The following is a 24,623-nucleotide window of genomic DNA, read 5'->3' as shown; positions in this document are numbered from 1 at the left end:
CGTATGCTCGCCGCACCCACTCCACAACGGCACCACCGCGCGCCCAAGTCGGCTCGACCGTCACCTCGCGTCGCGAACTCCGCCGTCCACCAGGCCGTGTTGTCGACCAGGCTCACTCCTCGAGACCGCTGGATCATCAGCATGCTCTGGGAGCACCGCGTGCTCACCTCCGAACAGATCACCTCGGTGGCCTTCCCGTCCTACCGCTCCGGACGGCAGCGCCTGCGGGAGCTGTACCTCTGGGGCGTGATCGATCGGTTCCAGCCGTTCACGCCGGTGGGAAGCGCACCCATGCACTACGTCCTCGCGCCCGCCGGCGCCGCGGCATTGGCCTCGCAGCACGGCCTCGAGGTGAAGGATCTCGGGTACCGGCACGACCGCGCCGTCGGCATCGCCCACAGCCTGCGACTTGCTCACACCGTGGGCGTCAACGAGTGGTTCGTCGGTCTCATCGGAGATGCCCTGCGCTTGGGAGAGTTCGCGGTCGACGCGTGGTGGTCCGAAGTTCGCTGCACGAGGCTCTTCGGGGACCTCACCCGGCCGGATGGCTACGGGCGACTAGTCCGCGGCGCCGTGCACACCGAGTTCTTCCTTGAGTTCGACCTCGGCACCGAACCCCTGACCAAGGTGGTCGGCAAGCTCGTGGGCTACAGCGCCCTCGCGGAGAGCACCGGCATCTCAACCCCGCTGCTCTTCTGGTTCCCGATCGCGCGCCGCGAAGCCAATGCTCGCAAGCAACTCCTGGCGGCGTGGCGAGGGCTGGACAACCCCGACGCCGTGCCGGTGAGCACTGCGGCCGCCAACCTTCTCGATCCCAGCGACGAACCGAGTCCCGCGAACGCGGTCTGGCTCTCGCTCGACAACCGCTCGGCACGGCGCTCGGCTCTTCACGATGTGCTCCCGATGTGCCCGCAGTCTGCCGCGTCCTCGTCCGATTCGCCGACCGTGTTGCCTCCACCGGATCCGATGCCGCCTCCCGCGTCGCGGCCTGGCGGTGGTTCGCGGTGATGACGAAGCTCGGAGCTGCAGTCGGCGCGGTCCTTCTCGTTGCAGTGCTGGCAGCAGCAGGTGTCGTGAATGCGGTGTCCTCCTTGTTCGGCTCCTCACCGTCAGGGCACGTGAATTGCGCGAAGCCGATCGAGGACGTGCCACCGGCGTTCTGCGCGCTGTACGTGGCGGCGTCGCGGGTGTGCCGTGGGCTGGACTGGAGCATCCTCGCGGCCATCGGCAAGATCGAGACCGATCACGGCCGACTCGACGCTCCCGGCGTGACCAGCGGCGAGAACTTCGCCGGCGCGGGCGGGCCGATGCAGTTCCTCGCGCCGACCTTCGAAGGCGTGCTCGGCCGTCACACGCTCCCGCCTGGAGGTGCCACGCCGCCTTCGCGCTACAACCCACACGACGCGGTTCACGCCGCAGCCTTCTACCTGTGCGACTCGGGTGCGCCACAGGACCTCTACAAGGCGGTCTTCGCTTACAACCACGCCGATTGGTACGTCCGTGACGTGCTGGCCCAAGCTCGGAAGTACACCGAGGCAGCCTCTCGCGGTACCGGGAACTGCACCGAGATCCGTGCGGCCACGCCGGCCGCGCGCATGGCCATCGAGTTCGCGTGCGCGCAGCTGGGCTCCGCGTATGTGTGGGGCGGAGACGGGGCGGCAGAGGGCGGGTTTGACTGCAGCGGTCTCACCAAAGAGGCGTATCGCTCTGCTGGCGTTGAGTTGCCCCGCACTGCGCACACGCAGCACGATGCCGGACCGCTGGTGGCAGCCGGGGAACCGCTCGTACCGGGCGATCTGGTGTTCTACGGGACACCGAGGGACATCCATCACGTGGGGCTGTACATCGGGTCAGGGCAGATGATCCACGCGCCCACCTTCGGGCAGGTCGTGCAGATCGGACCCTATCGCTGGAACGGCGACGACTACTTCGGGGCGACGCGTCCACAACTTCGTGCAGTGACTTCGTGAAGATGCGACCAACTAGTTCCCGGTGCTGGGCGGTTCGTGCAGGGGCGTGTACCGCAGCGTCCTCCAGATGCCGGGGAAGTCCGGAAGCGAAATCGGTTCGGCTGCGGTATCAGGCGCCCACCCTGACGGCCAGATGCTCGAACCGCCGTCCTCCATCCTTGCGACAGCGTTGAGCAGCCTGGCCGCGCCGCCGAAGTCGACAGGTCCTTCGGCAAAGGTGGTGTCTTGGAAGTCAACGTCGGCAAAGAACGCCACGGCACCGAACCAGGCCGCCCCGAGCTGGGCGTCGTTGAACCTGGCCGGGCGATCGAACCTGGCGCCGTCGAAGCGCGCTTCTAGAACGAATCGGGACTTCTCGAAGCTGGCGTGACCGATGAACCACGCCTTGAACAACTGAGAGTCGCGGTGGAACTGAGCTTGCTCGAAGATCGCCCGCGATGTGAACTGGGCTCGTATGAACTTCGTCCTACCAGCGAAGATCGCGCCAGTGAAGTCGGCTTCGCCGATGAAGGTCGCGTCCGTGAACGTCGCATCGCGCAACGAACAGCCGGCGAGGCTGAAATCGATCAACGTGGCGCCGGTGAGGTCCAGGTCGATGTTCGCCCAATGCTTGGTGTCGTCTCCGGGAGTCAAGATCAGGTGTTCGAGCAGAAGCTGCTGCGCAGCCAGACGTACGTTGAGCTCCTGATGTTGCGCATCGCCATCCGCGGACGACGGTGGACCAGGGCGGACCGATGGCGTGCGATGCACGTCCGTGTCCAGTGTCGTTGGTTTCGGGCGGGGTGGAGGGGTGAACGGCATGCGCAGGTATCCGCAAATCACGTTGACCACCGTTTGCCGTTGAGTCTCGTCGGACTGCGCAAGCCGATCGAGCGCATACAGTCCTCCGAGTCTGACGGGCGCCTTGTCAGAGTCGAGCTGTTCAACCGCCTTGGTATACAGCTCGGTGATTCGGCGTTGCCGAGCGTCCTCCTTGGCGTCGGCCGCTACGTCCACCGCGTGCGAGTGTTGGAACTCCTGAGTACGCTGCCGGCGTGCGGCGAGGTAGAGTGCACCGATTCCCCCGAGCATGACCGCGACGCTGGCAGTGGTCTTGAAGACCTCGATATGCGCAGACGTCTTCTGGGCCCCGCTCACCGGTGCGGTGCCGATCCAGAACCACATGGCGCCGAACACGACAGCGAGGATCAGAAAGCCGACAACAGCGGCTATGACCAGCCGACCGTTGGACAACGGCTGTTCCTTCCGTGCCTGTGCGGCAGGGGCGACTGGAGCAGAAGGTGGCGCTATCGCGCGTGCGGAGTCGACCATGCCTATACGTCGCGCGTCAGCCGGTGAGTGCTACACCGTTGTCCGATCGATCCCTCCGGTCAGTGGGCGCTCCTGCGGATGTGTTCTAGCGAATGCGTCAAGCAGTCCACATGAGACAGAGATTCTTCTAGTGGCCGCTTGACTTCTCGTGTTGAAGGAAGCGTTCATAGTCCTGTAGCCGATTCAAGCGGTAGCGCGCCGCAGGCTAACTGTAAGCCCTGGCCAGGGCATGACCACGAATCCAGTGCCAAGAAGTGGAGACCGTCATGCCCAGCAAGAACCGCACCAAGTCGACAGCCAAGATCGAGAACGACGTCGCCGCAGCTCCTGAAACGGCCGCGAGCAAGCTGCAGGCGGCGCTGGTCGCCGTGCCCGGTTCCACGGCCGCTGATCTGGCCGCCAGCATCGGGATCAACAAATCCACCGCCGGGAAGATTCTGGCGCGCTGGGAAGCAGATGGGACCGCAGTACGCACGGCAGGTGGGCTGGTTGATGGCCGTCGCCTAGGTGATCTGTGGTCGGCTGTCGCTCCGGACGTCGCGGAGCCGGACGCGGTCACGGATCCTGAGCCGGTCGAAGCCGTTGCTCCGGTGCGCGTGCCGTCGGACCCGCTGCCGGAAGGGCGGCTGAAGCCCGGTGCGCTGAGGGGGTTGACGGAGGACTACCTCCGCGCGCATCCAGACGAAGCGTTCGGGCCGACGCACATCGGCAGGGCCCTCGGACGTTCTCAGGGCGCTGTGAACAACGCGCTGGAAGCGTTGACGTCGGCTGGAACCGTGGTGAAGACGAAGGAAGCGCCGAAGCGGTTCGCGATCGCGGCCACCGCCACGAAGTAGCTAGATCGATCTGAGCTGATGCCGTTGCCGGGCCTGCGGGTTCGGCAACGGCTTGCTTGGTTGAACGGCAAGCGAGCAAGCCAACGAGAAGAAGACCGACCGGCGACTCCGCGTCGTCGGTCGGGTGGAGCTTGGGGGCTGGAGAGCTAGCTCATGGCCGGATCACCACCTGCGGTCTGAGCCGCTTGGCACTTGCCGTCGCACGGGACGTCGCACTCGCTGATCAGCAGGGGGCAGTCGTACCGGTGTGCCTTGGTGAGCAGCACGCTGCCGTCCTGCCGGTCGATCGCGCGGAACGGGCCTCCGTTGGCCTTCGCCCACCTCACGTCGTCGGGCGTGATCACGTGTTCGCCCGTGCTGCCGTACGCCATGGCGAGCATCGCGCCGATCACGTCCAGGACGTGATCAGGAATGGCGATCGCCTTGACGAGGATGTCCTGGACGCGCTGCATCAGGTTGTCCGCGAGCGGTTCGAGTTCGGACTTGACGTTGATGTGCTTGAACGGCGTGGCCGTGCGATCGAACCAGCACTCCGGGTGGTGCGTGACGAGAGGCGTCCACGCCATGTCGGCGCTGAGGACCTCGGCCGCGGCGAAGCACGGCTCCACCTCGACCTCTCGATGTACTCGCACTCGGACAGTGTGCGGCCCCAGGTGCACGATGCGCTTCAGCGTGTAGTGGCCCTCGGTCGCGTAGATGATTTCGTCGACGACGGTGGGAGTGAACTGCATGTTCATAGCTACCTCCGGTTGTTGGTTAATGTGAAATGAACGTCCACAGGAGACGGTGCGGGATCAGTCGGTTGCTCGTGCCTCCTTCGGCTTCACGCGCAGCACGGTGGCGGCCGCCTCTGAAAGTTCGCGAGTGGGGACGTCTGGGTCGTAACCGACCCTCGACAGGCGCGCCCTGATGGCGGAGGGGGACCGTTGCAATCGTTCAGCGAGATCGTTGATGCGCTGAACCGCGCCTCGGTCACCGGGCTGCAGCCAGACATTCCGCAGTTCGTCGTCCAGGGCCGTGGTCCACGGTTGGGTGGCGTTCGCGTGTCGGGTCGTCGGTCGGACCTGCAGCCGCGTGTGAGCGTTGAGCACGCGGGCGAGGAGCTTGCCGACTGTGGTGCCGCCGACGACCGGCAGGCGAAGGCGTCCGTCGGCGACGACCTGACCCGACTCGGTCGTTCCGGTCAGGTCCAGCACCAGGGACTCCTCGGAATCCACGGTTGCGGACAGTCTGTAGTTGATGTCGTTGAGCTGAATCTCGTTGTGAAAGCTGGACGTCATGTCACGTCTCCTGCATGTCGGTCTTTGTGGTCGGAAGGGGGCTTACGCCGGCGAGTCCGCGTTCTTCATGACCAGGAAGATCGCGTCACCGTCACGTGTGAGCTCGACGGGCTCGTCGCCGAAGACCAGGTGTTCGCCGTCAGGCCCGAGAGCCCGCCAACCTGTTTGGCGGATCCGATCGGTGCAGTAGTAACTCCCGACGAGGACGCCGTCGCGGGTGACGGTTCCGTAGAGGACCTGTTGGGCGTCGGCTGGATCGACAACGACAGAGGTCACCTCGAAGTCTTTCTCACGGAAGCGACGTACAACGATCTCCAAGTTGGTGTGAGAGGGCATCACGAGTTCTCCTTCAGATGGGAAGTGCGAGCGCGCAGTCCGGCTCATGAAGCGACGCCTCCCGTGCCTCGACAGCTGGAACCACGTCCGTGTCCGGGTCGAGGTAGTCGCCGAAATCGGCGAGACACGCGATGCGCACGACGGGGACCTCGGCGCCACAGCCGGGGCACCGGTCCAGGACGAACCAGCTCTCGCCAGGACTGGTGAAGTCGGTCAGCAGTCGCCACCGTTGAGCGGTCACGGGGTCTGTGACCGTGATCAGGTCACCGGGCACGTTCCCGCTACGCGTTCGGTACCGGCGGTGCGGATCGTCCGTGACCGTGACGCTGTCGGCAGGCACCTGCAACGCAGCAGCAACAGTTCGTGCGACACGGGCGCGGCGTGCCCATCGACTCCACTGGTCTGCGGAATCCAGGCGGTGGGAGAACTCGGCGGTGTGCATGGCGCGAAGGGTTCTCGCGACGCGAGTGGCTCTGTCAGCAAGCCCGAGTGTGTGCTCCTTCACGGCCGTGTGGTCGTTGGTGTGCATGGGAAAGCACCTCCTGCGGTTTGTTGATTTCAGTCAGCGGACGACGGCCTTCAGCGCTTTGGTGGCGGCGCGCCCGATGGCTTGAGCGGTTGCGGTGGGATCGGCGAGCTGGTGCACGGTGACCCCGTCGAAGGGGGTGTCGGACGGGTGGCTGGTCAGCCACAGGACCGCGCAACCTGAGGCCCGCAGTCGAGCCACGCGCTTCTGACCCATATCGCGTTCGCTGTCGTTGAAGCGTCCGTCGGACACGATGACCAGCAACCGAGCGGCGCCAGGGCGTGAGAGCCCAAGAGCACCGTCGAGGGAGTCGATAGCGCGGGTCACCCGTTCCTCGAAGTCCTTGGCCCTGAACTCGGTAACCTCGGTGGGCGCCACGCCGGGACGGGTGATCGGCTGGACGCGCGTACCGAAGATCACTGTCGCTGTTTCAGTGGGAACGGTTGTGTGGCGTCCAGCGTGGGCGAGAATCCATGCTGTCGATGCGACCGGGCCGCGAAGGAAGCACATCGATCCTGATACGTCGCAAGCGATTCCAAGCCTCAGCGGAGGCGTGGTCACGTTCACGCGAGTGGTGCGGGTGAACGGTTCGGCCGTGGGCACCGCGCCTGCCGCACGTTGAGCGTCAGCGGCGAGCGCGCCGCGCATCCGAAGTCGTCCGGGAGGAATCGGGGACGTCGACTTCACTGCGACTCGTTCCGGCGTACCTGCTGTGGACAGCGCTCGTGCCAGCGTCCGAGCCGCATTGCGTTCGGCCGTAGTCGGTTTGCGAGTGCCCGCGATGGTCGTTGTCTTGTGGTCAGAAGAGGGACGACGGTCCGAGAACACGGATCGTGCAATCTTTTCAACGGCACCGCTAGCCGCCTTTTCAGCTGCTTTCGCCGCAGCCGCCGTGACTGCTGGATCCGCTGGCGGGGCTTCGCGCGCTACCGCGCTTGCGACCTCGGACAGTGCGCGGCTGATCGCTTCGGACAAGGGTGACGGCGAGCCGCCCGCCTCGCCTCGCTCGTCAGATTCGCGGGTATCGCTGTCAGGTTCGGCTCCGACGGTCTCACACCAGCGCTTCCCGACATCGATCATCGTGTCGGCGTCATCGTCGGCTGCGGCGAGGGCCTCTTGCCACAACGTGCGAAGTTCGGTGAGCGTGTGGGTTCCGAGAACTTCCTCGATGATGTTGGCTACCGGTTCGGCTTCATCGGGGGTGAGAATGCCGCCGTCGACTCGTGCCAACACCAGTGCCGCTGCACGGGCAGCTGATCCTCTGGTCATCGTCGCGCCACCGGCGAAGTCAGCCAGAACAAGGCTCGTTGCCGACGCGCGCAACCAGTGCCGGTCGTCGGGACGGCGGCGGATGTGCGCCGACTCCATTCGCGACTCTTCCAGCTGCATCGCGGCATCCGCCACAGCGGGTGAGACATCGTCGGGCAGTTCCCACACGCTGTGTTTCGCGTGTGCGCACTCGTGGGTCAGCAGTCCCCACGTGACGGGGTAGCGCGCACGATCCGACAGGTTCGCCGGATCAACGGTGGCGGGGTCCACTTCCAACTGATCACCGTCGACTTCGATGACCGCGCGGGCGGGGTAGAAACATGCTGGGGCACCGCCGCCCGCACCGGGCGCGATGGTGACCAGCAGGTCATCCCTGTCAGCGATCACTGGTACTTCGTCCGCCAGTGCGGCGGACAACGTGAGCCAATCCTGGCGCGCGGGGAAGATGGCGGCACCCGTGACGTCTGGATCAGCTACCAGGTGTGCGGTCATGGCGATGTCCTTTCCGGATGGTCGCGCTAGATGCGGGTACCGAGTGCCAGAGGCTTGACCGTGGTGCCGAACGAGTCGCGGACGGCGGCGGCAACGGTGCTGCGGTCTTCCTCGGGCGCGATGCCGACCAGGTTTCCGGCTGCGGCTTCGGGGCCGAGCACGCCCGCGATCTTCTGGAACGCGATCAGCTCACGCAGCTGCGGCGCCCAACCGATCTCGCCCTTCGCCTGACGGGTGGCCAGGTTGCGCGCGACCTTGACGGCTCGTTTGTCGATCTTGAGTTGCGTGGCGAGGTCGTAGTCGGTGGACACCTGGATCTGTGCGGAGAACCGGGACGACAGGGCGTCGGTGAGGATCGCGCCATGCACTCCGGGGTTGTGTCCGGCGACCACGTAGAACCCGTCAGCGGCATCGACGACTTCACCGCCGTTCGCCTTGACCACGATCTGACGGCGTCCGTCCATGGCGGGGTAGACCACGGCCAGCACGGTGGGCGGAATCAGCGTGGCGTCATCGATGAACAGCGGCACACCCGCGCGCATTGCCCGTACCAACGGGCCGTGCACGAACACGTAGCGGCCGTCATCGGTCTGCGTGTACTCGCCGACGAAGTCGGCGACCGTGGTGTCGCCATCGCCCTGAACCGTGATCAGGTCAGGAAACGCGGCTTCGACCACCGACGTCTTCCCGGTCCCAGGCGGCCCGTACATCAGTGCGGCGACCCCGGCCTCGCGCAACCGGTGCAGCGCGGTCACATCGGGCATGCCGGAGAGCAACCGGGGGTGGTAGGTCAGGCCGTTCGGACGTGTCACCGGTCCGGTGACCACGGCCGTCACCGCAGGTTTCGGCGTAGGGGGTTCGGGAACTGCGGCGGGTGCGGGTGACTTCGTTCGTCGGGCGGGTGTCGGGGCAGGGGTGATGGCGGTCGCTGCTACAACGGCGGTGGTGGCGGTGGCGCGGTAGGTCAGGGGCGCGGTCATGACGACTTCGGCGGCACCGCATTCGGCAAGTACTTTCAACGCGTTGCCGACCGCGCCCGATGATCGGCCGCCGAGTTTGGCGGCTACCACGCGCGGGGTCATGCCGGTGCCGGAGTCGTCTGCCAGCACACGCGCGACCATCGCGCGAAGTTCGCCGCTGCGCAGACGGGTTGCCGTTCCCGTCGTGGGGGTGCTGGTCGTGGCAGGCGTGGTCATCGCGGTTCCCTTTCAGTGCGGTTGCAGGTGGTCAGGCGGCCGCGATGGGCGACTCGACGTCGTACGCGTTCTGGTGGGTTTCTGCCGCGATGTCCGCCGATTCCGGGGTGTGTTCGTGTTCGACCCATCCGCAGTAGCAGTACGCGGTAACCGTGCCGTCGATTTCGGTGATGGTGTCGGCGTAACACATGATTGGCCCCGTTCTGCAGACATGGCTCGCGCCAGGTGTGGTATTCGGTGCGATTTCCGGTTTTCCGGCCTGAATTAAATATAACTCCGCCGCGCGCGAATCGCCAGTGTATTCGGGGACTTTTTCAAGACTCTTTTCGGAAAATGCAGGTTGCGCGTTGTGGTGACAATTGAATTGAAATTGCATTTGCGGCCGCGTTCGGCTTGCGTCGTTGGGGCGGGTGGCGGGCTGGCCGGCGGGCGGTCAGGCCTCGCTATAGGAAGTTATATGAGTTGGGGAGGGCGGAGGGGCTGAAGGTGAGGCTGTTTGACCAGGTCTGCACCGGTTGCTGGGGGATGCGGGCACGTCAGCGCGCCGTTTCGATCTACCGCTTGGGGTCAAGCGAGTCTGGGACATCAGGTGATCCCGCTGTGGTCATCCTGCCGCGCCCTGGGTGTGCGTGTGGCGGATCAGGTCTGGAGGTGTCCTGCGTATGAACCTCCGGGTGAACCACGGAGTGATTCCCCTCTGGTGGCTGGTTTGGGCGATCATGGCAAAATGCACGGTAGCATTGAGTTGGATGATTGATGAAGCTCAATGAAAAGGTTCTTTTGTGTAGTTCGAGAATATTTTAGGCTCTTATGGCGGCAAGGGTTGGTCTTTGGTGTGATGCCGCGGAAGGCTGGCTGCCAGCCACTTCACCTCTGGTGATGGCTTGTCGTCGATCTCCGCGAGCTTCCTGGTGAGCAGAGCGAGGGTGCGTGGAATGGCCTCAGGCCGACCAAGACGGCCCTGGAGTCGCATGATGTCCCGGTATAGCAGCTCGTTGTGCGGATCGAAGGCTCGTGCGAGCTCCAGCAGTTCCAGGGTCTGTTCGGGATCGTCGTCGCGTAGCGCGTGTGCGAGCGCGGCCGCCGCGTCGATGACATCGCGTCGGACTGCTTCGCGCACTGGTTCGACCCACTCGCTCTCGACTCCCTCAGCGAGCGGACCAGTGTAGAGATTGACGACTTCGCGGTACGCGTCTGTCCGCTCCTGCGCGGTGCTGGCCGCGCGACGTGCCGTGATCGCGTTGTCCAGACGCCAGTAGTCGACCTCGACGACGTCTGGGTTGAGGCGGTAGCGACCGCCTCCGGCGATCGTGATGTCCGTGATCGTTCCTCCAGTCGCTTTGGTGATGGCGTTCCGCAGTCGTGAAAGTGCGGTGTTGAGGGCGTTGTTCGTCTTGTCCGTCGTGTTCGCGGGCCAGAGTGCATTGACGAGCGCCTCGCGGGTTGCGCCATCGGGATGGACGGCGAGAAACGCGACGAGTTCGCGCAACCGCGGCTGAACTGCGTTGGTGATGTCGTGTTCGGAGTCAGGCCAACACAGGGCGAGTGCGCCGAGCAGCCGGAGTTGCAGCGGCAGACGGTCCTTTGGTGCGACGTTCGCGCTGATCTCGAGCGCGGCGGCGGCCGCTTCGGGCTGGGGAACGGGTTCGGCTCGCCGGAACAACGCGAGAAGGTCGCGCGCATCGTTGTCACCGAGGTGGAAGAGCTTGACGCCGACGAGGTTGTGGCCAGCTCCGGGACTTCCCGACGAAACGGTGCCATCAGCTCGGACGTAGAGCGTGACGCCGCGCGTCCACTGCCCTAGAAAGACGCCGGCGAGCCGCCGCGAGGACTCGGGATCAAGGGCGGCTTCGAGCTGTCGCCGCGTCTCGGCGCTGAGGTGAGCCACGAGGACGGTCGGAGGAGCTTGCTCGGCTAGCTCTTGGCAACTGGAAACGACCTGCAACGAGGACGGGGGCTCGCCGACCGCGCCTTCTCCGAGAAGTGACGCCAGGTCTCCAGCCGTGATCGCAACGGTTCGGCGTGTCAACGCCGTCAGGAGCAGTGCGCGTGCTGCTGCAGCCGCGCCGGGACCGACCAGGCCCAGGCCACCGCACGCTGCGAGGTCGAGCGCTACCTCGTGACCATCCCTGGCGCCGAGCGGTGTCGCGTCCTCGATCTCAGCCGGCTGGTGCTCGGGACGCGGGGCGAGCTGCAACTCGTAGACCACGGGCGCTACAGGTAGATCGTCGCGCAGTCCGCTGCCGGGCTTGTACCTGCCGCGGTGCCTACGCCTTGCCATCACGAGAGCTCCGCTGACGGCTGCGGCCAGTGCGATGCCGACGAACGCCGTGGTCTTCGCGGACGATTCGGGCTGAGGAACCTGTTCTTCGTGCTGGGGCATTTCACTCGTGGACGGTGGTGGCGGCGGTGCCGGCTTGACCGGGGGCGTGGACGGGGGAGGAGGCGCAGTCGCTGGAACCAGCAGCGTCTCGCCAGGGAACACGCGGTGCGGGTCTGTCAGGTGTGACCCGTTGGGTTGTGGCTTGCCGCGGTTGAGCTCGAAGACCTCCGGCCAGCGAGCGCCGTCGCCGAGCGCGCGTTCGGCAACCGCCCACATCGAGTCGCAGTTACCGGTGATCGGATCGGGTGCCCGCACGGTCTCGACTGCGGTCACTGGGCTGGACGAGGTCGGCTGGATGCCGTCTGGGGCAGCACCTGCCGCGCGATTGCCGAGCGCCGACAAGACGATGGTTCCGACCAGCACGGCGGCCGGTGAGCGCATGGCGGCAAGGTCAGGCCACCTCACTCCGCGCAGGACGTCCGCCGCACGAAGTCCGGTGTCCAGGACGAACGCGGCCCAGGACAACCAGCAGAAGCAGGCGAGTCCGTTCAGCAGCAAGGAGGTGGACATCGGCTGGGTGAGCACGGCGGACAGCACGGCCCAACTCGGCACCTCGTCCGGCAACGGCCATCCGACGTGGTGAACCAGCCCGAGCGGCAACCCGATCAGCACGGTGAGCAGCAACGCAGACGCCACCACGGCGCGCACCAGGTTGCCGAGGTACCCGACGACGCGGCCTGAGACGGACGCGGAGGTCATTGGTTTGAGTCAGACCGAAGCGCCTGCGGGACGAGATCCGCGACCGAGGGTGCTTCCTGTGATTCAGGCTTGCGCTGGTCGCTGGAGGTTCCTGTCCTGGGCGTCCGCGTGGTCAGCCGCTTCTTCCTGCCCCGCTTCGGCTTGCGGGCGGTGGCCCACTCCGCGAGCTCATCTACGGGGAGGTCGGTGAACGACGCGAGTTCGGGGAGGCTCATCACGTCCTCGGTCTCCGTGATCAGATCGCCGAGCTTGACGTCGACCTCTCGTAGCTCGGCGGCCAGGTTCGTGCGTCGCTGTGCGAGCTCGCCGACGAGCTGTGCGGTGTCGAGCCGGCGTGTGCTCCTTTCGGCATCAGCGAGTTCGACCCGCCTGCGGATCTCGTCTTTCGTTGCCATGGTGGTCCCCTTTCGAGCGTTCACGGGCTTGGTGTGACACCGCGGTGGGGACTCGCGTGGCCTGTTGCCTGGACGGTGATGCTCGAAATTCCGACCAGCCCGAGCAGTTGCGTGCGTTGAGAGGTCGTGACTACGACCGTGACGGTGTTGCCCGACACGGTGACGTTGCCGGCGAGACCTGTAGCGGAGAGATGCGCTTGGGCCTTGCTCGCCGCCTCGCCGGATAGGAGCTCGAGTCGGCTGTCCCGGCGGTAGGCGCCGAGGTCGATGGCTTGAGCTCCTGCACGCGCTGCTGCCTCGGCGGCTCCTGCGGCCTGAACCTTCGTGGCCAGCGCCAGGCCGCCGTCGAGGACCAGGCCGGCGACGGCGAGGATGCTGGTGGTGAGGGCGACCAGGAACGCGGTCATGCTCCGCTCCCTTCGGAGCGCCAGGCGTCGACGACCTCCGAGGCGGTGGAAGACAGCCGTTTCGCTGCCGGCACGCCGAGCAGTGCCCCGCCGCTGAGGTCGACCGTGCACGAGACCGTCACGGTCACCACCGCTCCCGGCCGTAAGACGCCGACTTCGACGTTCAGACCCTGGCAGCTGATCCCGGCACCGGCGAGCGCCTGGGATGCGACCGCGGTGGCTGCTGAGGCAGCGCGTGTGCTCGTGTGCTCGATGCTCGCGGCGCGCGCCGCCTGGTGCGCGACGTCGTTGAGCCGCAGCCGTACGTCGACACCGCGGTGCACGACGACCGCCACGAACACCAACGCCATCACCATGATGGGAGCCCACAGCGCGATCTCTGCCGCTGCTGATCCTCGTTGATCGCGCCACCAGGACATGCCGGTCACCGCCCCGGTTCGACGAAGCGCTCGACGGGGCCTGCGGCCTCGGCGTGCACCCGGAGACTCAGGAACGGCACGACTTGCTTCGCAGTTCCCGAGATCCGCACGAATGCGGTTTCGGCCCCCCGGTTGCACTGCACGTCCGCGTCGCGCAAAGGCCCGTTACCGAGATCGGCAAGCACGCTCCGCGCACTTGCGGTGCCGACGGCTGGCGATCCGTTGTGCGCTCGGACGGCTGCGAGTCCGTGCGACGCCGCGGCTTGCGCGATGTGCGTGGCGTGGGACCACATGGCGAACTGCACGACGAGGAAGAAGGCGAGAAACGCCACCGGCAGAACGATCACGACCTGCGCGTGGGCGCTTCCACGGTCGTTCGGAAGATGGAGCTGGTGCATCGGACGCCCCCGATCACAACGAGATCTTGGATGCCGCACCGATGAACAACTGGGTGAGCAACGCGGCGACCGCCAGTGCGGCGGCGACGAGCGCGGCGATGGTCACCACGGTCTCGCCCACGTACCCGCGATCGTCTCGGCGCAGGCTCTCGATCGTGGCGCGGACGTGGCAGAACACGAAGTAGAACATGATCACTCCTAGAGTCCGTTGAGGACGGAGATCAGGGCCGGGTAGCCGATGAACACGAGGAAGCCGAGCATCAGCAGGACGAGGGGCAGGCTCATCCGCTCGGTCGCCGCGCGTGCTTCCCCCTCGGAATCGGTGAGCTCCCTTGTGCGCAACGCGGCGGCTTTGGAAGCAAGGCTTGAACGGATCTTGGCGCCGTCGGTGCCGGCGAGGGCGACCGCGGCCGCGAGGTCTGACAGCTGGCGCAGCGCGAGTTCGTCGCCCAGTCGTTCGAGCGCTTCCCACGGTGTCGTTCGCATGACCTGAGCGGTCACGAGTGCCTGCCGCAGCTGATGAAAGGCCCAGCCGGTGCCGACGTCGGCGGCGTCGGACAGCGCCGAATCCACTCCTGCACCGCCTGCGAGCAGGATGCGTACGAGGTTGAGGTAGGCGCCCAGCGCGTGCCGGAAGGCTGACCGGCGGCGTTGAGCTGACTCACGCACCTTTAGGTCAGGCAGCAGAAACCCGAGCGCGGTGAGACCAGCGATCGCGACCGCTGAAGTCAGCCACGGCGAGCCGACATCACCGAAGACCAGTGAGAGGCTGACACAGCACGCCAACGCGGCGCCGGACAGACCGCCGATCGCCTTGGAGGCGAGGTGCCGCTCGACGTCGCTGCCGATGACGTTGAGGTCAGCTCGCACGCGCGCGGTTGGAAGACGGAACGAACCGGCAACGCGAGCGATCGTGTGTTCGACCCTCCACACAGAACCCGTACTCGTGCTGGGCGGTGCGGAAAGTGTTGCGAGCACTTCGCGCAGCGAGGGCTTGGGCGGTATCAGCCACACCGCGAAAGCCCAGAGCCCTGTGCCGAGACATGCTCCCCAGAGCAGCGGTTGGATCATCGTGGCACCTCCGCGACGAGGAACCGATCGGGTTCGCGTAGACGCGCGATCCGGGCGAGCCATGCGAACGCGATGCCGAACAACACGCCTACGACGGAGAGGACGAGTTGGCCCTGGAGACTGTCGAAAGGGTCGAGGTAGGCGCGGTTGAGCACGACCAAACCGGCTGCGAACGCGATGGTCGTGATCACGATGACTCGGACGCTCGTGCGGGTTTGTCGTCGGCTCGCCTCGATCCGCATCCGCATGGACGCCTGCTCGCGGGCTTCCGCCGCGAGCTCACCCAGCAGTTCGGCGAGATGACGTGCCTGGTGCTCGCTGGAGAGGACGAGCGCGGCGATCACGAGATCTGCGGTCTGGTCTTGCAGTTCGTCGCCGAGACGTCGGAGTGCGACCGCGAGGCGTTCGCCACCGCGTAGTCGAGCAGCAAGCGACGTGACCGCGGGCCGGATGGCTTCGGGCGCGCGAGGCGCGGTGGCCAGCACGGCGTGTTCCAGCCCGGACGCCGCTACCAGGGTGTCGCGGAGCATTTCGGTCCAACTCGCGATCGCTTCGATGCGGTCGAGCCGGGCACGCTGCTCGGCGCCCGCCAGCAAGACACGCGGTAGCAGGGCTACGCCCACGCCGGCCAGAACCGCCGCCACGACCCAGCCGGTGGTCATGCCGACCAGCAGCGCTGTCACAACGCTGAGGCCCAGCCGCACGATGGTGAGGTGATCAGGAACGGTCCATCTCCGACGTGGCGCGGAGGTGCCACGAAGGCCCAGCGCGATCAGCAACGCACCAAGAGCACAACCGCCCGTGAGCACGGCGAGCCAGATGGAACTCATGATGCCCGCCGATCCGCGACTTCCGGGTCGTAACCCGCCGCGACGAGTTCGTCGAGCGTCCGCGACCGGAGTGGTGCCGCGGGCACGGCTCGCAGGTCGGGGCCTGGCCGCCACACCTCGTTGCTGATGATCTGGCGCCCATCGGCGTCCACCACTTCCCGCACCGAGGACACGACGCGATTGCGGCGGTCCGCGGACAGGTCGAGATGCACGACAAAGTGCAGCGCCGAAGCGACCAGGAGGTTCGTGGCCTCCAGCGTCAGCCGCTCTGGTCCTTGCACGGCGTAGGCGCCGAGCTTGGTGAACGCGCCCGCGCTCGAACTCGCGTGGAGCGTGCCCATCGAGCCGTCGTTGCCCATCGACATGGCGTTGGTCAGCGGAATGACCTCAGGACCGCGCACCTCACCGACGATCACGCGGTCGGGCTGCATGCGCAGCGACTGCCACACGAGGTCGGACAGCGTGACGGCGCCGGCGCCCTCCAGGTTGGGCTCGCGTGCCTGCAGCGCGACCACGTCCGCGTGTGCCGGGTCCTGGTCGAGGCCGAGCTCGAACACGTCCTCGATGGTGATCAGGCGCTCGTGCGCCGGGATCGTGGAGGCGAGTGCGCGGAGCAAGGTCGTCTTGCCGATCGTCGTGCCTCCGGTGACGAGCACGTTCTTCCTCGCCCTGACTGCGGCCCTGAGGAACGACTCCATGCCCGGATCGATCGTGCCGTTGGCCCGGAGCTCGCCCAGGCTCACTCGCTGGAGGCGGTGCCTGCGGATGGAGACGGAGGGTCGGGGAGTCACCGTCATCACGGCGGAAACGCGTTCGCCAGACGGCAGGGCGAAGTTCACGATGGGGGAGGCGTTGTCGAAGCGGCGTTCCTCGATTCCGCTGCGCGCAGCCAGCGTGCGGATCAGGTGGACGAGGTCCTCGTCGGAGTCGACGATCGGCGGCACCATCTCCCGCGTGCCGTCGGCGCGCTTGACGAAGACCCGCTCGGCGCCGTTCACGTTGATGTTCTCGATGCTCGTGTCGGCGAGCAGCGGGTCCAACCTGCCGGCGCCGAACAGCTCGGCCAGGACCTCGGCGACCGCGCAACGTTCGACCTCGGCGTTGAACAGTTCAAGCCCGCCCTGGAGCCGCTTCTGCGCGATGGACTCGATGGAGTCGCGCAGGACGGCCTCGGCAAGCTGCCGCCGCTGTAGCGGTCCGAGCGGCGGACGCTCCGCGTTCCCGTCCGCTCGGAGCCGGGCGCCGAGCTGCTCGGCAACGTCGCTCCGAAGCCGTTCGCGCAGACTCCGCACGTCGCTCATCGGTCGGGGGAACGGCAGATCTGCCGGCCCGCTCAGCGGGCTCACACTGGTCATCGCGAACACCGCTGGTGTGCGGTGTGCGGTAGCTGTCCAACGAGCCCTGCCGCGTGGCGGCTCAACGCGGAGTCGAAACCGCGTTGATGCCAGAGCGCCTGCGCGCCCTTGTCGTCGTGCGGGATGCCGGCGAGCACCGGCAGCCCCAACGTTTCTGCGACCTGTGCCGACGGATAGCCCTTGCCGACGAGCACAAGGCCGAGCCGGTGCGACCACCCCTGAATGTGAACTCGCCTTGCCGCTACGTGAGCCAACGAGTCGTCTTGAGGTCGCGCGACGACAAGGAGCGCGTCGGCGGACCTCAGCAGCCCCAGCATCGCCGGGTCTGGATCGACGCGACCGACGTCAACTATCAGAGGTGCGCCGAGCGTCCGAAAGGGACTGAACTGTGACGCTGCCAAGGCGCCGAGCGCGGCACGCGACTGTGCAGGATCTTGAGGTGCGGGCACGATCCGCAGACCGCTCGCCAGAGCGTGTGCGTGCTGGGACAGGAGTTCGGCGCCGGAGTTGCCGCGTGTGGCAGCGGCGAGGCTGACGAGATTCGGCGAACTCGGCAACCGAAGGCGGGCCGCGGCGTCCCCGCCGGCTGAGTCCGCCTCGACGACGATCGGGTGTACCGGTTCGGGCCAGCGAGCACCGAGCGCGACTGCGAGTGTGCTTGCGCCGGGCGAACCCTTGAGAGAGCAGGTGATGACCATCATCAACGACCTCCGACCATCAGCACGGCGATCTTGTCCGCGGGCGTCGAGGAGAGTTCTCGCGCATCGACTTCGGTCAGCTCCACCGAGATCACAGGCGTTTGGTCCGTCCGGTCGACTGAGACGACGACCGCACGCCAGGAGTTCGTCGAGCTGCCTTCGTTCGGCGCGGAAGCCAGTACGGCCACGTTCGAACCGGCAGACAGCTCGGGAGGGAACTGCCCTGGTTTGAGTCCGAGGGCGGCGATTGCCCGTCCTTCGCCAGGTACCTGCGGTGGTCCGAGGACATCGTCGGTCAGGAGTACGCCGACCGGCAGTGAGTACGCGACCTGTCGACCGACCACGCTCGCGGCGGCTGAGGCGGGAACGACCTTCACGGCATCGTCCAGGGCGAGGCTCACTCCGACGAGGTCCTGCTCGAGGATCACGTGGCCGACGTCGACCGGCCGCGCCAGCGCCACGACCTCCTGACGTTGGCCGAGTTCCTGTGCCGCAACGACTCCGCCAGCCGCGCATGCCACGACCAGTGCGACGCCGAGAATCAGATGCGGAACACTTCGTCGCCTGCGGCCTGGTATCCGGGACCGCGCCTCCGTCCACTTGGTCGCCGACTTGCTGTCGAGAGCCTGCTGAGTTTTCATCTGGGCCTCCTGAAGGCATGGGGGTATCGCGACGTGACGCCCGAATCGGCGGCACGCTTGGATGTTGTTCGGGATTCAGCGAGAGTTGAGGGCCTGGCTTTCGGCGACGCTCAAGCTCGTGGAGGTGGTCGTCGTCAGGCCGGGAAAGACACCGTTCTGTCCGGCGCCGGACCACCGCACGTTCCAGTGGACCGTGACCGAGGCGGTGTAGGCCTCGCCCGGCAACCCCTTGGAGGAACGACGGTAGGTGTGGCCGCAGTCGGGTGAGACGGATTTCGGGTCGCGGCCTGCGGAGAACGGCGTACCCGGACCCGTGCACGTCACGGTGGTGCCGTCGCCGGTGGACCACGAGGCGGTGGTCGGCTCAGCGACAGCGGTGACCGTGATTCCAGGGACCGAGGCACTCGCCGAGGTCGTCCGCCAGCCTTCGCGCAGCCACAACCACGTCGGCAAGTGCACCAACTGCTCGCCTGCCGGGTTCATCGCGATCGAGGGCGCGGGCAGCCTCAGCCGGCTCTTGGCCATCAAAGCCACCTGCTCCGGCGTCATCGACAGCTCGGTCTGCTGCCCAGCAGGAATCCACACCGGCGGACGGTTGGCGGTGGCCTTGCCGTCGGCCGAGCACAGGAGGCGGAACCATCCACCTGGTCCCTCGGGCTGAGGGACACCTGGATTGCCTTGATCGACGGGGACATACCGGCACTCGAAGGCGTCCGAACTCTGAGCGTGGGAGGTCTTGTCGGAGGCGCTGGGGCGCTCCTGGGCCTGGGACATCTCGGCGATGAGTTCGCAACCCGGGCCTGGGCTGGACGAGCAGTCGACCGAACCCCACCCAGGATCACCTCGTGCCGACGAGGCGGTGGCCATGAGCCCGGCCATCGCGATCGCCGCGGCGAGAGCGAGCCGCGTCAGCATGATCCGACCCCCTGAACCGCGAACCTCGTCACGCGCCACTGGCCGTCGGGCTGCGCCTTGACCTCGGCGAGGATGGAGCGCCGACCGCCACCTTGACCGTCTGCGGGTTCGTTCGTTCCCTTGCGGTACTTCAGCCACGTGCTGTCGTCGCCGCAATCACGGATCTTCACGACCTTCACCACACCGTCGGACCGGTCCACATTGGTCACCTGAGGATCGCTCTTGGGGGATCCTTTGGTGACCAGCCCCTTCCGGTCGTCCTCCGCGAGGCTGTTCTTGATGACGACGAGCGCGTCGCCCGTGGCGTGCTGGGCCAACCCGGGAGCTTCCGAGTTCGACGTCTCGCCGGCCGCCGCCATCTCCCGCCACATCGCGAGGTAGGCGTCGACCGCCTTGCGTTCAGGTGGAACGGGCAGTGGAGCGAGGCTCGTGGTGGTCGAGGTGGAAGTGGTGCCGGGCGTGGGCGGTGCGTCGCCGGGAGCGCCGCACGACGTGAGGGCGACAAGGCCGAGGATCGTGGCGACTCGTGCGGTGGTGGTCATCGCGGCCTCCAGGTTGATGGTGGGGTCGAGGTGGGCGCCGGGGGAGCGACGACGCCCACCTCGATCGGAGCGCCCGGCTTGGCGGTGATGTCCGGGCGGAGGTGTTGGCCGAGGGACACGAGCGCGATCAGCACGAAGACCGCGGTGGCCCGGCGCAGCGCGTGCGGTACCTCGCGGACGATCACCGGGTTCTCGTCCCAGAACGGCAGGCACATCAGGCGTCACCGCTCAGGTCAGCAAGATCGCGCCCACCGCGCCGGCGATCAGAAACGGCCCGAGCGCCAGCGCGTTGCTGCGGAGAACGCGCATGCTGACGGCCGCGATCACGAACGCACTCATGAGTCCCGCGAACAGCTGATACCAGCCGAACCAGCCCAGAACGAACGCGACCGGGGCAAGGAGCACGACGTCGCCGAAGCCGAGCCCCTGACGTGAGAAGACGTAGACGGCGAGACCACCGGCGATCGCCGCAGCAGCTGCTTGAGCTGCACGAACCAGCGGATCGAAGTCGGACTGGATCAGTGCCGGGACTAGCAGTTGGACGACGGTCCCCACGAGCAGCACTCCGTTGATCCGATGCGGTAACCGATGCTCGATCAAGTCGATCAGCGCGAGAAGAAGGCCGACGATCACGAACCACGAAAGTGCGTTCGCTTCTTGCGTCGCCTTGACGGCGACCCAGCTCAACGCCGCGCAGAGGAATCCGCTCGCGGCCGCAGAGGGCATCCAGGCGCGCTTTGCCAGCTGCTCCTGGTGCGTGGCAGCGCGCACGTAGGTCATCACGAACGGACCGGCCGCGGCGCCGAGAAGGCCGTAGGTGATCCAGCCCGGCATCGCGACTCCCTCCGCTTGGAGGTCCTCCAAGTTGATTCGATCTGATCAACGAAAGTTGTCGTTCGACCGGGTGGTCTCGTACGCGTAGCTGCCCGGAATCCAGGGCGAAGAGCGACTGGATCGGCATACCCTCACCTCCTGGACCAGGGGGTTGCACTGTTCGTAGTCGGGGGACTGCATTCAGTGTTGGCAGGATCGAAGGCGATTGGCCAGGGGAGGGGCGTCTCCAGATGAACAGCAGACGGCAGCAGACGGGGCTCGAAACGACCGAGATGACCTTCGGGCAGCTGCTTCACGTGCTCAGGGAGGACCGCAAACTCTCCCTGAAGGACCTGGCGGCCGGAGCGAACGTCAGCAAGGGCTACCTCAGCAACCTCGAGCACGACATCCGCAGCCCTTCCGCCGAGATCGCGGTAGCGATCGACCGAGCGCTGGAGGCCGGTGGCGAACTGGCTGACCTCGCGGTGCCGAGGCCACGCGCGAGAGCCACTCGTGAGCGCATCCGCCCTGCTCAGCTGCCGGCCGCATTGCGCTCGTTCGTTCTGCGGCGGGAAGCCCTGGGACAAGCCACGGCCGCACTCGCTGCACACGAGGGCTTGATCGCGTTCGATGGTCCGGCAGGCGTGGGCAAGACCGCGTTCACCGTGCATTGGGCGCACACCATCGCGCCGAACTTCCCGGACGGCGTGCTGTTCACGGATCTCCGCGGCTTCGCCGCTGACTCACCGGAAGACCCTGCCGTCGTGCTCGGCCGGTTTCTGCGGGCGTTGGGCACCTCGCCCCAGGACATCCCCAGCGACCTGGACGGCCGCGTCGCGCTGTACCGGACGTTGCTGGAAGCGACCCGCACGCTCGTCGTGCTGGACAACGCGGTCGACGCTGACCAGATCCGGCCGTTGCTGCCCAGTTCGCCGCGGTCGTTGGCACTGGTCACCAGTCGCAACAGGCTCTCGGGCGCGGTGGTGCACGACGGCGCCGTCCGGATCACGCTGCACCCGATGAGCTCGGCCGAGGCGCTCGACCTGATGCGGTCCGTGCTGGGCGCGCGGGTGGACGGCGATCTCGCCTCCGCGCGGGTCATCTCAGACCGCGCCGGTCGGCTGCCGCTCGCGCTGCGCATCGCCGGCGAGCGTGCGAACCTGCTGCCGACCGTCCCTCTGCGCAAGCTGGCCGACGAGCTGACCCGCCGTCAGCCACTCGACGTGCTGACCGCGGACGAGACGCTGGCCATGAGGACCGTTCTGTCGTGGTCGCACGATGCGCTGCCGGGCCCGATAGCCGCCACGTTCAGACGACTCGGGCTGCATCCCGGCGGGCCGATCAGGATCGAGGCTGCAGCTGCGCTGATTGGGCTTTCGCCACTGCAGGCTCAGGGACACCTGTCCGCTCTCGCCACCGTGCACCTCGTGGAGCAGACCGCGCAGGACAAGTTCGTGATGCACGACCTCGTGCAGGCGTACGCCCTGGAACAGGCCCAGGAACTCGATGGTGAAGAAGCCAACCGCGCGGCTCTGTCGCGGCTGGTCGACCTCTACCTGAACACCGGCGCCGCGGCGATCCGGATGCTGTGGCCGTCCCGGCCGCGGAGGCCTCTGGACGCGCCTCAGGCCGACTTGGCGACGCTGACGTTCCACGATCCCGCCGACGCGGTCCGGTGGTTCGAGGACGAGCTCCAACTCCTCGTGCGCCTGGTCCGGTGCGGCGCTCGCTGGAACATCACGACGGTTGCCTACCTGCCCGTGGTCGTGAACGAGATGCTGTTCCACCGTCGAGCCTGGTCGTGGTGGGTGCCCGCCTTGCACGACGCGTTGGAGATGGCCAGACAGGGCGGCCATCGCGACGCCGAGGCCTGGGTGCTGGAGACGCTCGGTGACGCCGGCATCGACGAGCTGAAGGCGGCCTCGTCCGCTGGCCTCTATCGGCAGGCCATGCAGATCAGGACCGGCATGGGCGACCTCAACGGCGTCGCCGTCTGCCATGTGGGCCTTGGACGAGCCTGCTACCAGCTGAACGACCTCGAGGCGGCGATCAAGCACCTTGAGACCGCCCGCCGGCTGAGCAAGCAAGCCCAAGACCAGTGGGAGTTTGCGGTGGCCTCCGCCCACCTGGCTTCCGTGCTGTCCGCTTCGGGTGATGCCCCTGGAGCCCGATCTCTGCTGATGGAAGTGCAGACGATCTTCGACGATGCCGAGGACCTGATGTCCTCGGGATGCACCTCGACGTTGCTGGCAGGTCTGGCCGAGTCCAGCGGCGAGTACGAAGTCGCCCTGCACCACCTCGAGAACGCGTTGGCCATCTTCGCCAAGGTCGCCGACGTCTGGAGCCAGGCGCACATCCACAGGCGCGTCGGAGATCTGCACGCTGACCGCGGCAACCTCCAAGCTGCTCACAGGTCGTGGTCCGCGGCCGCTGACCTGCTGAGCGGCAACACCGAGCCCACCGCAGCTGGTCTGCGGAGAGAGTTGATCGAAAATCTCAAGGAGGACGTCTAGTGCATCAGGCGCTCAGCACCATGCCCGCGCTCACCGGAAGGCTGGACACCGATGAGAACGCGATCGCGTGGGCCGCGCACGACTACGGCGATACGGTTCATGACCGTCCTACAGCCGTTCTGAGGCCCGCTGACGTGGCCGACATCAGCACGGTGATCAAGCATGCCGGCGACCACGGCCTGGTCGTTGTTCCTCGCGGACAGGGTCACTCCACCAGCGGCCAAGCTCAAGCGCTCGGTGGAGTCGTCATCGACATGACCGCCCTCTCCGCAATTCACGAGGTCGCACCCGATCGCGTCGTGGTCGACGCGGGCGCGAAGTGGAGCGACGTGTTGCGTGCGACTCTGCCGCACGGACTCACGCCACCGGTGCTCACCGACTACCTCGAACTGACCGTCGGCGGCACGTTGTCCGTCGGCGGCCTGGGCGGGGCCAGCCACCACTACGGCGCACAGACCGACAACGTGCTCTGGCTCGACGTCGTCACCCCTACCGGCGATGTCGTGACGTGCTCACCCAGTTCGAACCGTGCCGTGTTCGACGCCGTACGTGCAGGCCGAGGACGCAACGGCGTCATCACCCGCGCCACGCTGCGCCTCGTTCCAGCGCCGGAAACCGTTGCCTGGCACAAACTCCACTACGACAGCATCAGGCAGCTCGTCTCCGATCAGCGCGAGTTGGTGACCCAGGGGACCTTCGACTATGTGGAGGGGCAACTCAAGGTCCGCGACGGTGACCACGTCGCCGAACTCGAGGCTGTCTCGTTCCTCGGAACGGGCCGCGGGCGTGGGGACCTGGGAGGTCTGTCCTTCGGCGAAGCCGAAAGACAGACCGTGACCTACTGGGAGTTCGTCGATCGGCTTGCACCGGGAGAGCCAGTCCTGCGCGAAGCAGGGCTCTGGGAGTCGCCGCACCCGTGGTGCAACCTCCTTGTGCCGAGCAGTGCGGCGGAGGACCTGCTGAACCACGCCGACCGTGAACTCAGTGCAGATCTCTACAGCGACTTCGGTCTTGTTCTCGCCTATCCGTTGCTCACCGACAGGATCAGCACACCTCTGTTGCGTCTGCCGGACGACGACCTGGTCTTCCTAGTCGCGGCGTTGAGGTATGCACCATCCACATCGCCTGAGATCGTCAGGGCCATGCAGGAGGCGAACAGCAGCTTGGCCAGCAAGACCCTCGCCGCCGGAGGCACCCTGTACCTCGACCCGCTGTGAGGACGGCGTCTTCCGTCTGCTCCATACGGGCAGACGGAAGACGTCTTCCGAATCCGTTGTGGACACCCGAAAACTGAAGTGCATCAACCACTTCAGGAGAAGGGTAGAAGC

28 protein-coding genes are annotated in these 24,623 nt (G+C 66.6%); 5 read left to right on the top strand and 23 right to left on the bottom strand.

All coding sequences use genetic code 11. The features are described from left to right. Positions 1–3: 3 nt before the first annotated feature. Positions 4–1,008 carry a replication-relaxation family protein gene (locus ACFWN2_RS06295; protein WP_382425211.1) on the top strand — a complete coding sequence of 335 codons (1,005 nt, stop codon included), beginning with the start codon at positions 4–6 and terminating at the stop codon, positions 1,006–1,008. Further along, positions 1,008–1,970 carry an NlpC/P60 family protein gene (locus tag ACFWN2_RS06290; protein WP_382425210.1) on the top strand — a complete coding sequence of 321 codons (963 nt, stop codon included), beginning with the start codon at positions 1,008–1,010 and terminating at the stop codon, positions 1,968–1,970. Before ACFWN2_RS06295 ends, ACFWN2_RS06290 begins: the two co-directional genes overlap by 1 nt. A gap of 12 nt (positions 1,971–1,982) precedes the next feature. Here the strand turns inward: ACFWN2_RS06290 and ACFWN2_RS06285 are convergent, their stop codons facing one another. Next, positions 1,983–3,203 carry a pentapeptide repeat-containing protein gene (locus ACFWN2_RS06285; protein ID WP_382425209.1) on the bottom strand — a complete coding sequence of 407 codons (1,221 nt, stop codon included), beginning with the start codon at positions 3,201–3,203 and terminating at the stop codon, positions 1,983–1,985. 344 nt (positions 3,204–3,547) lie between these two features. Here ACFWN2_RS06285 and ACFWN2_RS06280 point away from each other — a divergent pair, with 344 nt between their 5' ends. Next, positions 3,548–4,117, top strand: a complete 570-nt coding sequence (locus tag ACFWN2_RS06280) for a hypothetical protein (RefSeq protein WP_382425208.1) — start codon at positions 3,548–3,550, stop codon at positions 4,115–4,117. Positions 4,118–4,263: 146 nt separating this feature from the next. Here the strand turns inward: ACFWN2_RS06280 and ACFWN2_RS06275 are convergent, their stop codons facing one another. The 22 genes from ACFWN2_RS06275 to ACFWN2_RS06170 all read right to left on the bottom strand — a co-directional run bounded on the left by ACFWN2_RS06275 (position 4,264) and on the right by ACFWN2_RS06170 (position 20,803). After that, on the bottom strand, positions 4,264–4,854 hold the full coding sequence (locus ACFWN2_RS06275) for a hypothetical protein (RefSeq protein WP_382425207.1): 591 nt from the start codon (positions 4,852–4,854) through the stop codon (positions 4,264–4,266). Between the two features lie 57 nt (positions 4,855–4,911). Beyond that, on the bottom strand, positions 4,912–5,313 hold the full coding sequence (locus ACFWN2_RS06270) for a hypothetical protein (protein WP_382425206.1): 402 nt from the start codon (positions 5,311–5,313) through the stop codon (positions 4,912–4,914). Between the two features lie 126 nt (positions 5,314–5,439). Beyond that, the gene (locus ACFWN2_RS06265; RefSeq protein ID WP_382425205.1) at positions 5,440–5,673 is read right to left on the bottom strand and encodes a hypothetical protein; all 234 of its coding nucleotides are present in this window, start codon (positions 5,671–5,673) and stop codon (positions 5,440–5,442) included. A gap of 73 nt (positions 5,674–5,746) precedes the next feature. Beyond that, positions 5,747–6,175: a hypothetical protein gene (locus tag ACFWN2_RS06260; RefSeq protein ID WP_382425204.1), complete on the bottom strand. Its 429-nt coding sequence runs from the start codon at positions 6,173–6,175 to the stop codon at positions 5,747–5,749. 120 nt (positions 6,176–6,295) lie between these two features. Continuing rightward, positions 6,296–8,020, bottom strand: a complete 1,725-nt coding sequence (locus ACFWN2_RS06255; RefSeq protein WP_382425203.1) for a VWA domain-containing protein — start codon at positions 8,018–8,020, stop codon at positions 6,296–6,298. 26 nt (positions 8,021–8,046) lie between these two features. Beyond that, positions 8,047–9,216, bottom strand: coding sequence for an AAA family ATPase (locus ACFWN2_RS06250; protein WP_382425202.1), 1,170 nt, complete (start codon positions 9,214–9,216; stop codon positions 8,047–8,049). Between the two features lie 31 nt (positions 9,217–9,247). Then, positions 9,248–9,592 carry a hypothetical protein gene (locus tag ACFWN2_RS06245; RefSeq protein WP_382425201.1) on the bottom strand — a complete coding sequence of 115 codons (345 nt, stop codon included), beginning with the start codon at positions 9,590–9,592 and terminating at the stop codon, positions 9,248–9,250. A 432-nt stretch (positions 9,593–10,024) separates the two neighbouring features. Then, positions 10,025–12,298, bottom strand: a complete 2,274-nt coding sequence (locus tag ACFWN2_RS06240) for a BTAD domain-containing putative transcriptional regulator (protein ID WP_382425200.1) — start codon at positions 12,296–12,298, stop codon at positions 10,025–10,027. Beyond that, positions 12,295–12,717, bottom strand: coding sequence for a hypothetical protein (locus ACFWN2_RS06235; protein ID WP_382425199.1), 423 nt, complete (start codon positions 12,715–12,717; stop codon positions 12,295–12,297). Before ACFWN2_RS06235 ends, ACFWN2_RS06240 begins: the two co-directional genes overlap by 4 nt. Further along, complete coding sequence (locus tag ACFWN2_RS06230; protein ID WP_382425198.1) at positions 12,714–13,100, bottom strand: pilus assembly protein TadG-related protein; 387 nt, start codon at positions 13,098–13,100, stop codon at positions 12,714–12,716. Before ACFWN2_RS06230 ends, ACFWN2_RS06235 begins: the two co-directional genes overlap by 4 nt. Continuing rightward, positions 13,097–13,519, bottom strand: a complete 423-nt coding sequence (locus ACFWN2_RS06225; protein ID WP_382425197.1) for a TadE/TadG family type IV pilus assembly protein — start codon at positions 13,517–13,519, stop codon at positions 13,097–13,099. Before ACFWN2_RS06225 ends, ACFWN2_RS06230 begins: the two co-directional genes overlap by 4 nt. Before the next feature lie 5 nt (positions 13,520–13,524). After that, positions 13,525–13,917, bottom strand: coding sequence for a TadE family protein (locus tag ACFWN2_RS06220; protein WP_382425196.1), 393 nt, complete (start codon positions 13,915–13,917; stop codon positions 13,525–13,527). Between the two features lie 13 nt (positions 13,918–13,930). Next, positions 13,931–14,107 (bottom strand): hypothetical protein, encoded by a 177-nt coding sequence (locus tag ACFWN2_RS06215; protein WP_382425195.1) that lies wholly within the window; start codon positions 14,105–14,107, stop codon positions 13,931–13,933. Between the two features lie 8 nt (positions 14,108–14,115). After that, positions 14,116–14,988, bottom strand: coding sequence for a type II secretion system F family protein (locus tag ACFWN2_RS06210; RefSeq protein ID WP_382425194.1), 873 nt, complete (start codon positions 14,986–14,988; stop codon positions 14,116–14,118). Further along, a complete protein-coding gene (locus ACFWN2_RS06205) occupies positions 14,985–15,767 on the bottom strand; it encodes a type II secretion system F family protein (protein WP_382425193.1) in 783 nt (260 codons plus the stop codon). The genes ACFWN2_RS06210 and ACFWN2_RS06205 overlap by 4 nt, the downstream gene beginning before the upstream one ends. Positions 15,768–15,814: 47 nt before the next feature. Then, positions 15,815–17,173 (bottom strand): CpaF family protein, encoded by a 1,359-nt coding sequence (locus tag ACFWN2_RS06200; RefSeq protein WP_382425192.1) that lies wholly within the window; start codon positions 17,171–17,173, stop codon positions 15,815–15,817. Beyond that, positions 17,170–17,874 carry a chromosome partitioning protein gene (locus ACFWN2_RS06195; protein WP_382425191.1) on the bottom strand — a complete coding sequence of 235 codons (705 nt, stop codon included), beginning with the start codon at positions 17,872–17,874 and terminating at the stop codon, positions 17,170–17,172. The genes ACFWN2_RS06200 and ACFWN2_RS06195 overlap by 4 nt, the downstream gene beginning before the upstream one ends. Further along, positions 17,874–18,512: a hypothetical protein gene (locus ACFWN2_RS06190; protein WP_382425190.1), complete on the bottom strand. Its 639-nt coding sequence runs from the start codon at positions 18,510–18,512 to the stop codon at positions 17,874–17,876. The genes ACFWN2_RS06195 and ACFWN2_RS06190 overlap by 1 nt, the downstream gene beginning before the upstream one ends. A 75-nt stretch (positions 18,513–18,587) precedes the next feature. Further along, positions 18,588–19,097: a hypothetical protein gene (locus ACFWN2_RS06185; protein WP_382425189.1), complete on the bottom strand. Its 510-nt coding sequence runs from the start codon at positions 19,095–19,097 to the stop codon at positions 18,588–18,590. Positions 19,098–19,420: 323 nt separating this feature from the next. Beyond that, positions 19,421–19,969 carry a hypothetical protein gene (locus ACFWN2_RS06180; RefSeq protein ID WP_382425188.1) on the bottom strand — a complete coding sequence of 183 codons (549 nt, stop codon included), beginning with the start codon at positions 19,967–19,969 and terminating at the stop codon, positions 19,421–19,423. Then, a complete protein-coding gene (locus tag ACFWN2_RS06175) occupies positions 19,966–20,184 on the bottom strand; it encodes a hypothetical protein (RefSeq protein ID WP_382425187.1) in 219 nt (72 codons plus the stop codon). Before ACFWN2_RS06175 ends, ACFWN2_RS06180 begins: the two co-directional genes overlap by 4 nt. A 13-nt stretch (positions 20,185–20,197) precedes the next feature. Further along, positions 20,198–20,803: a prepilin peptidase gene (locus tag ACFWN2_RS06170; RefSeq protein WP_382425186.1), complete on the bottom strand. Its 606-nt coding sequence runs from the start codon at positions 20,801–20,803 to the stop codon at positions 20,198–20,200. 230 nt (positions 20,804–21,033) lie between these two features. On the opposite strand from ACFWN2_RS06170, the gene ACFWN2_RS06165 reads away from it, so the two are divergent. Then, positions 21,034–23,295 (top strand): helix-turn-helix domain-containing protein, encoded by a 2,262-nt coding sequence (locus ACFWN2_RS06165; RefSeq protein WP_382425185.1) that lies wholly within the window; start codon positions 21,034–21,036, stop codon positions 23,293–23,295. After that, a complete protein-coding gene (locus ACFWN2_RS06160) occupies positions 23,295–24,512 on the top strand; it encodes an FAD-binding protein (RefSeq protein ID WP_382425184.1) in 1,218 nt (405 codons plus the stop codon). Before ACFWN2_RS06165 ends, ACFWN2_RS06160 begins: the two co-directional genes overlap by 1 nt. Positions 24,513–24,623: the final 111 nt, after the last annotated feature.

Source organism: Lentzea sp. NPDC058436 (assembly GCF_042721515.1).
Lineage (GTDB): Bacteria > Actinomycetota > Actinomycetes > Mycobacteriales > Pseudonocardiaceae > Lentzea.
This window is presented reverse-complemented; position numbering and strand designations above follow the sequence as displayed.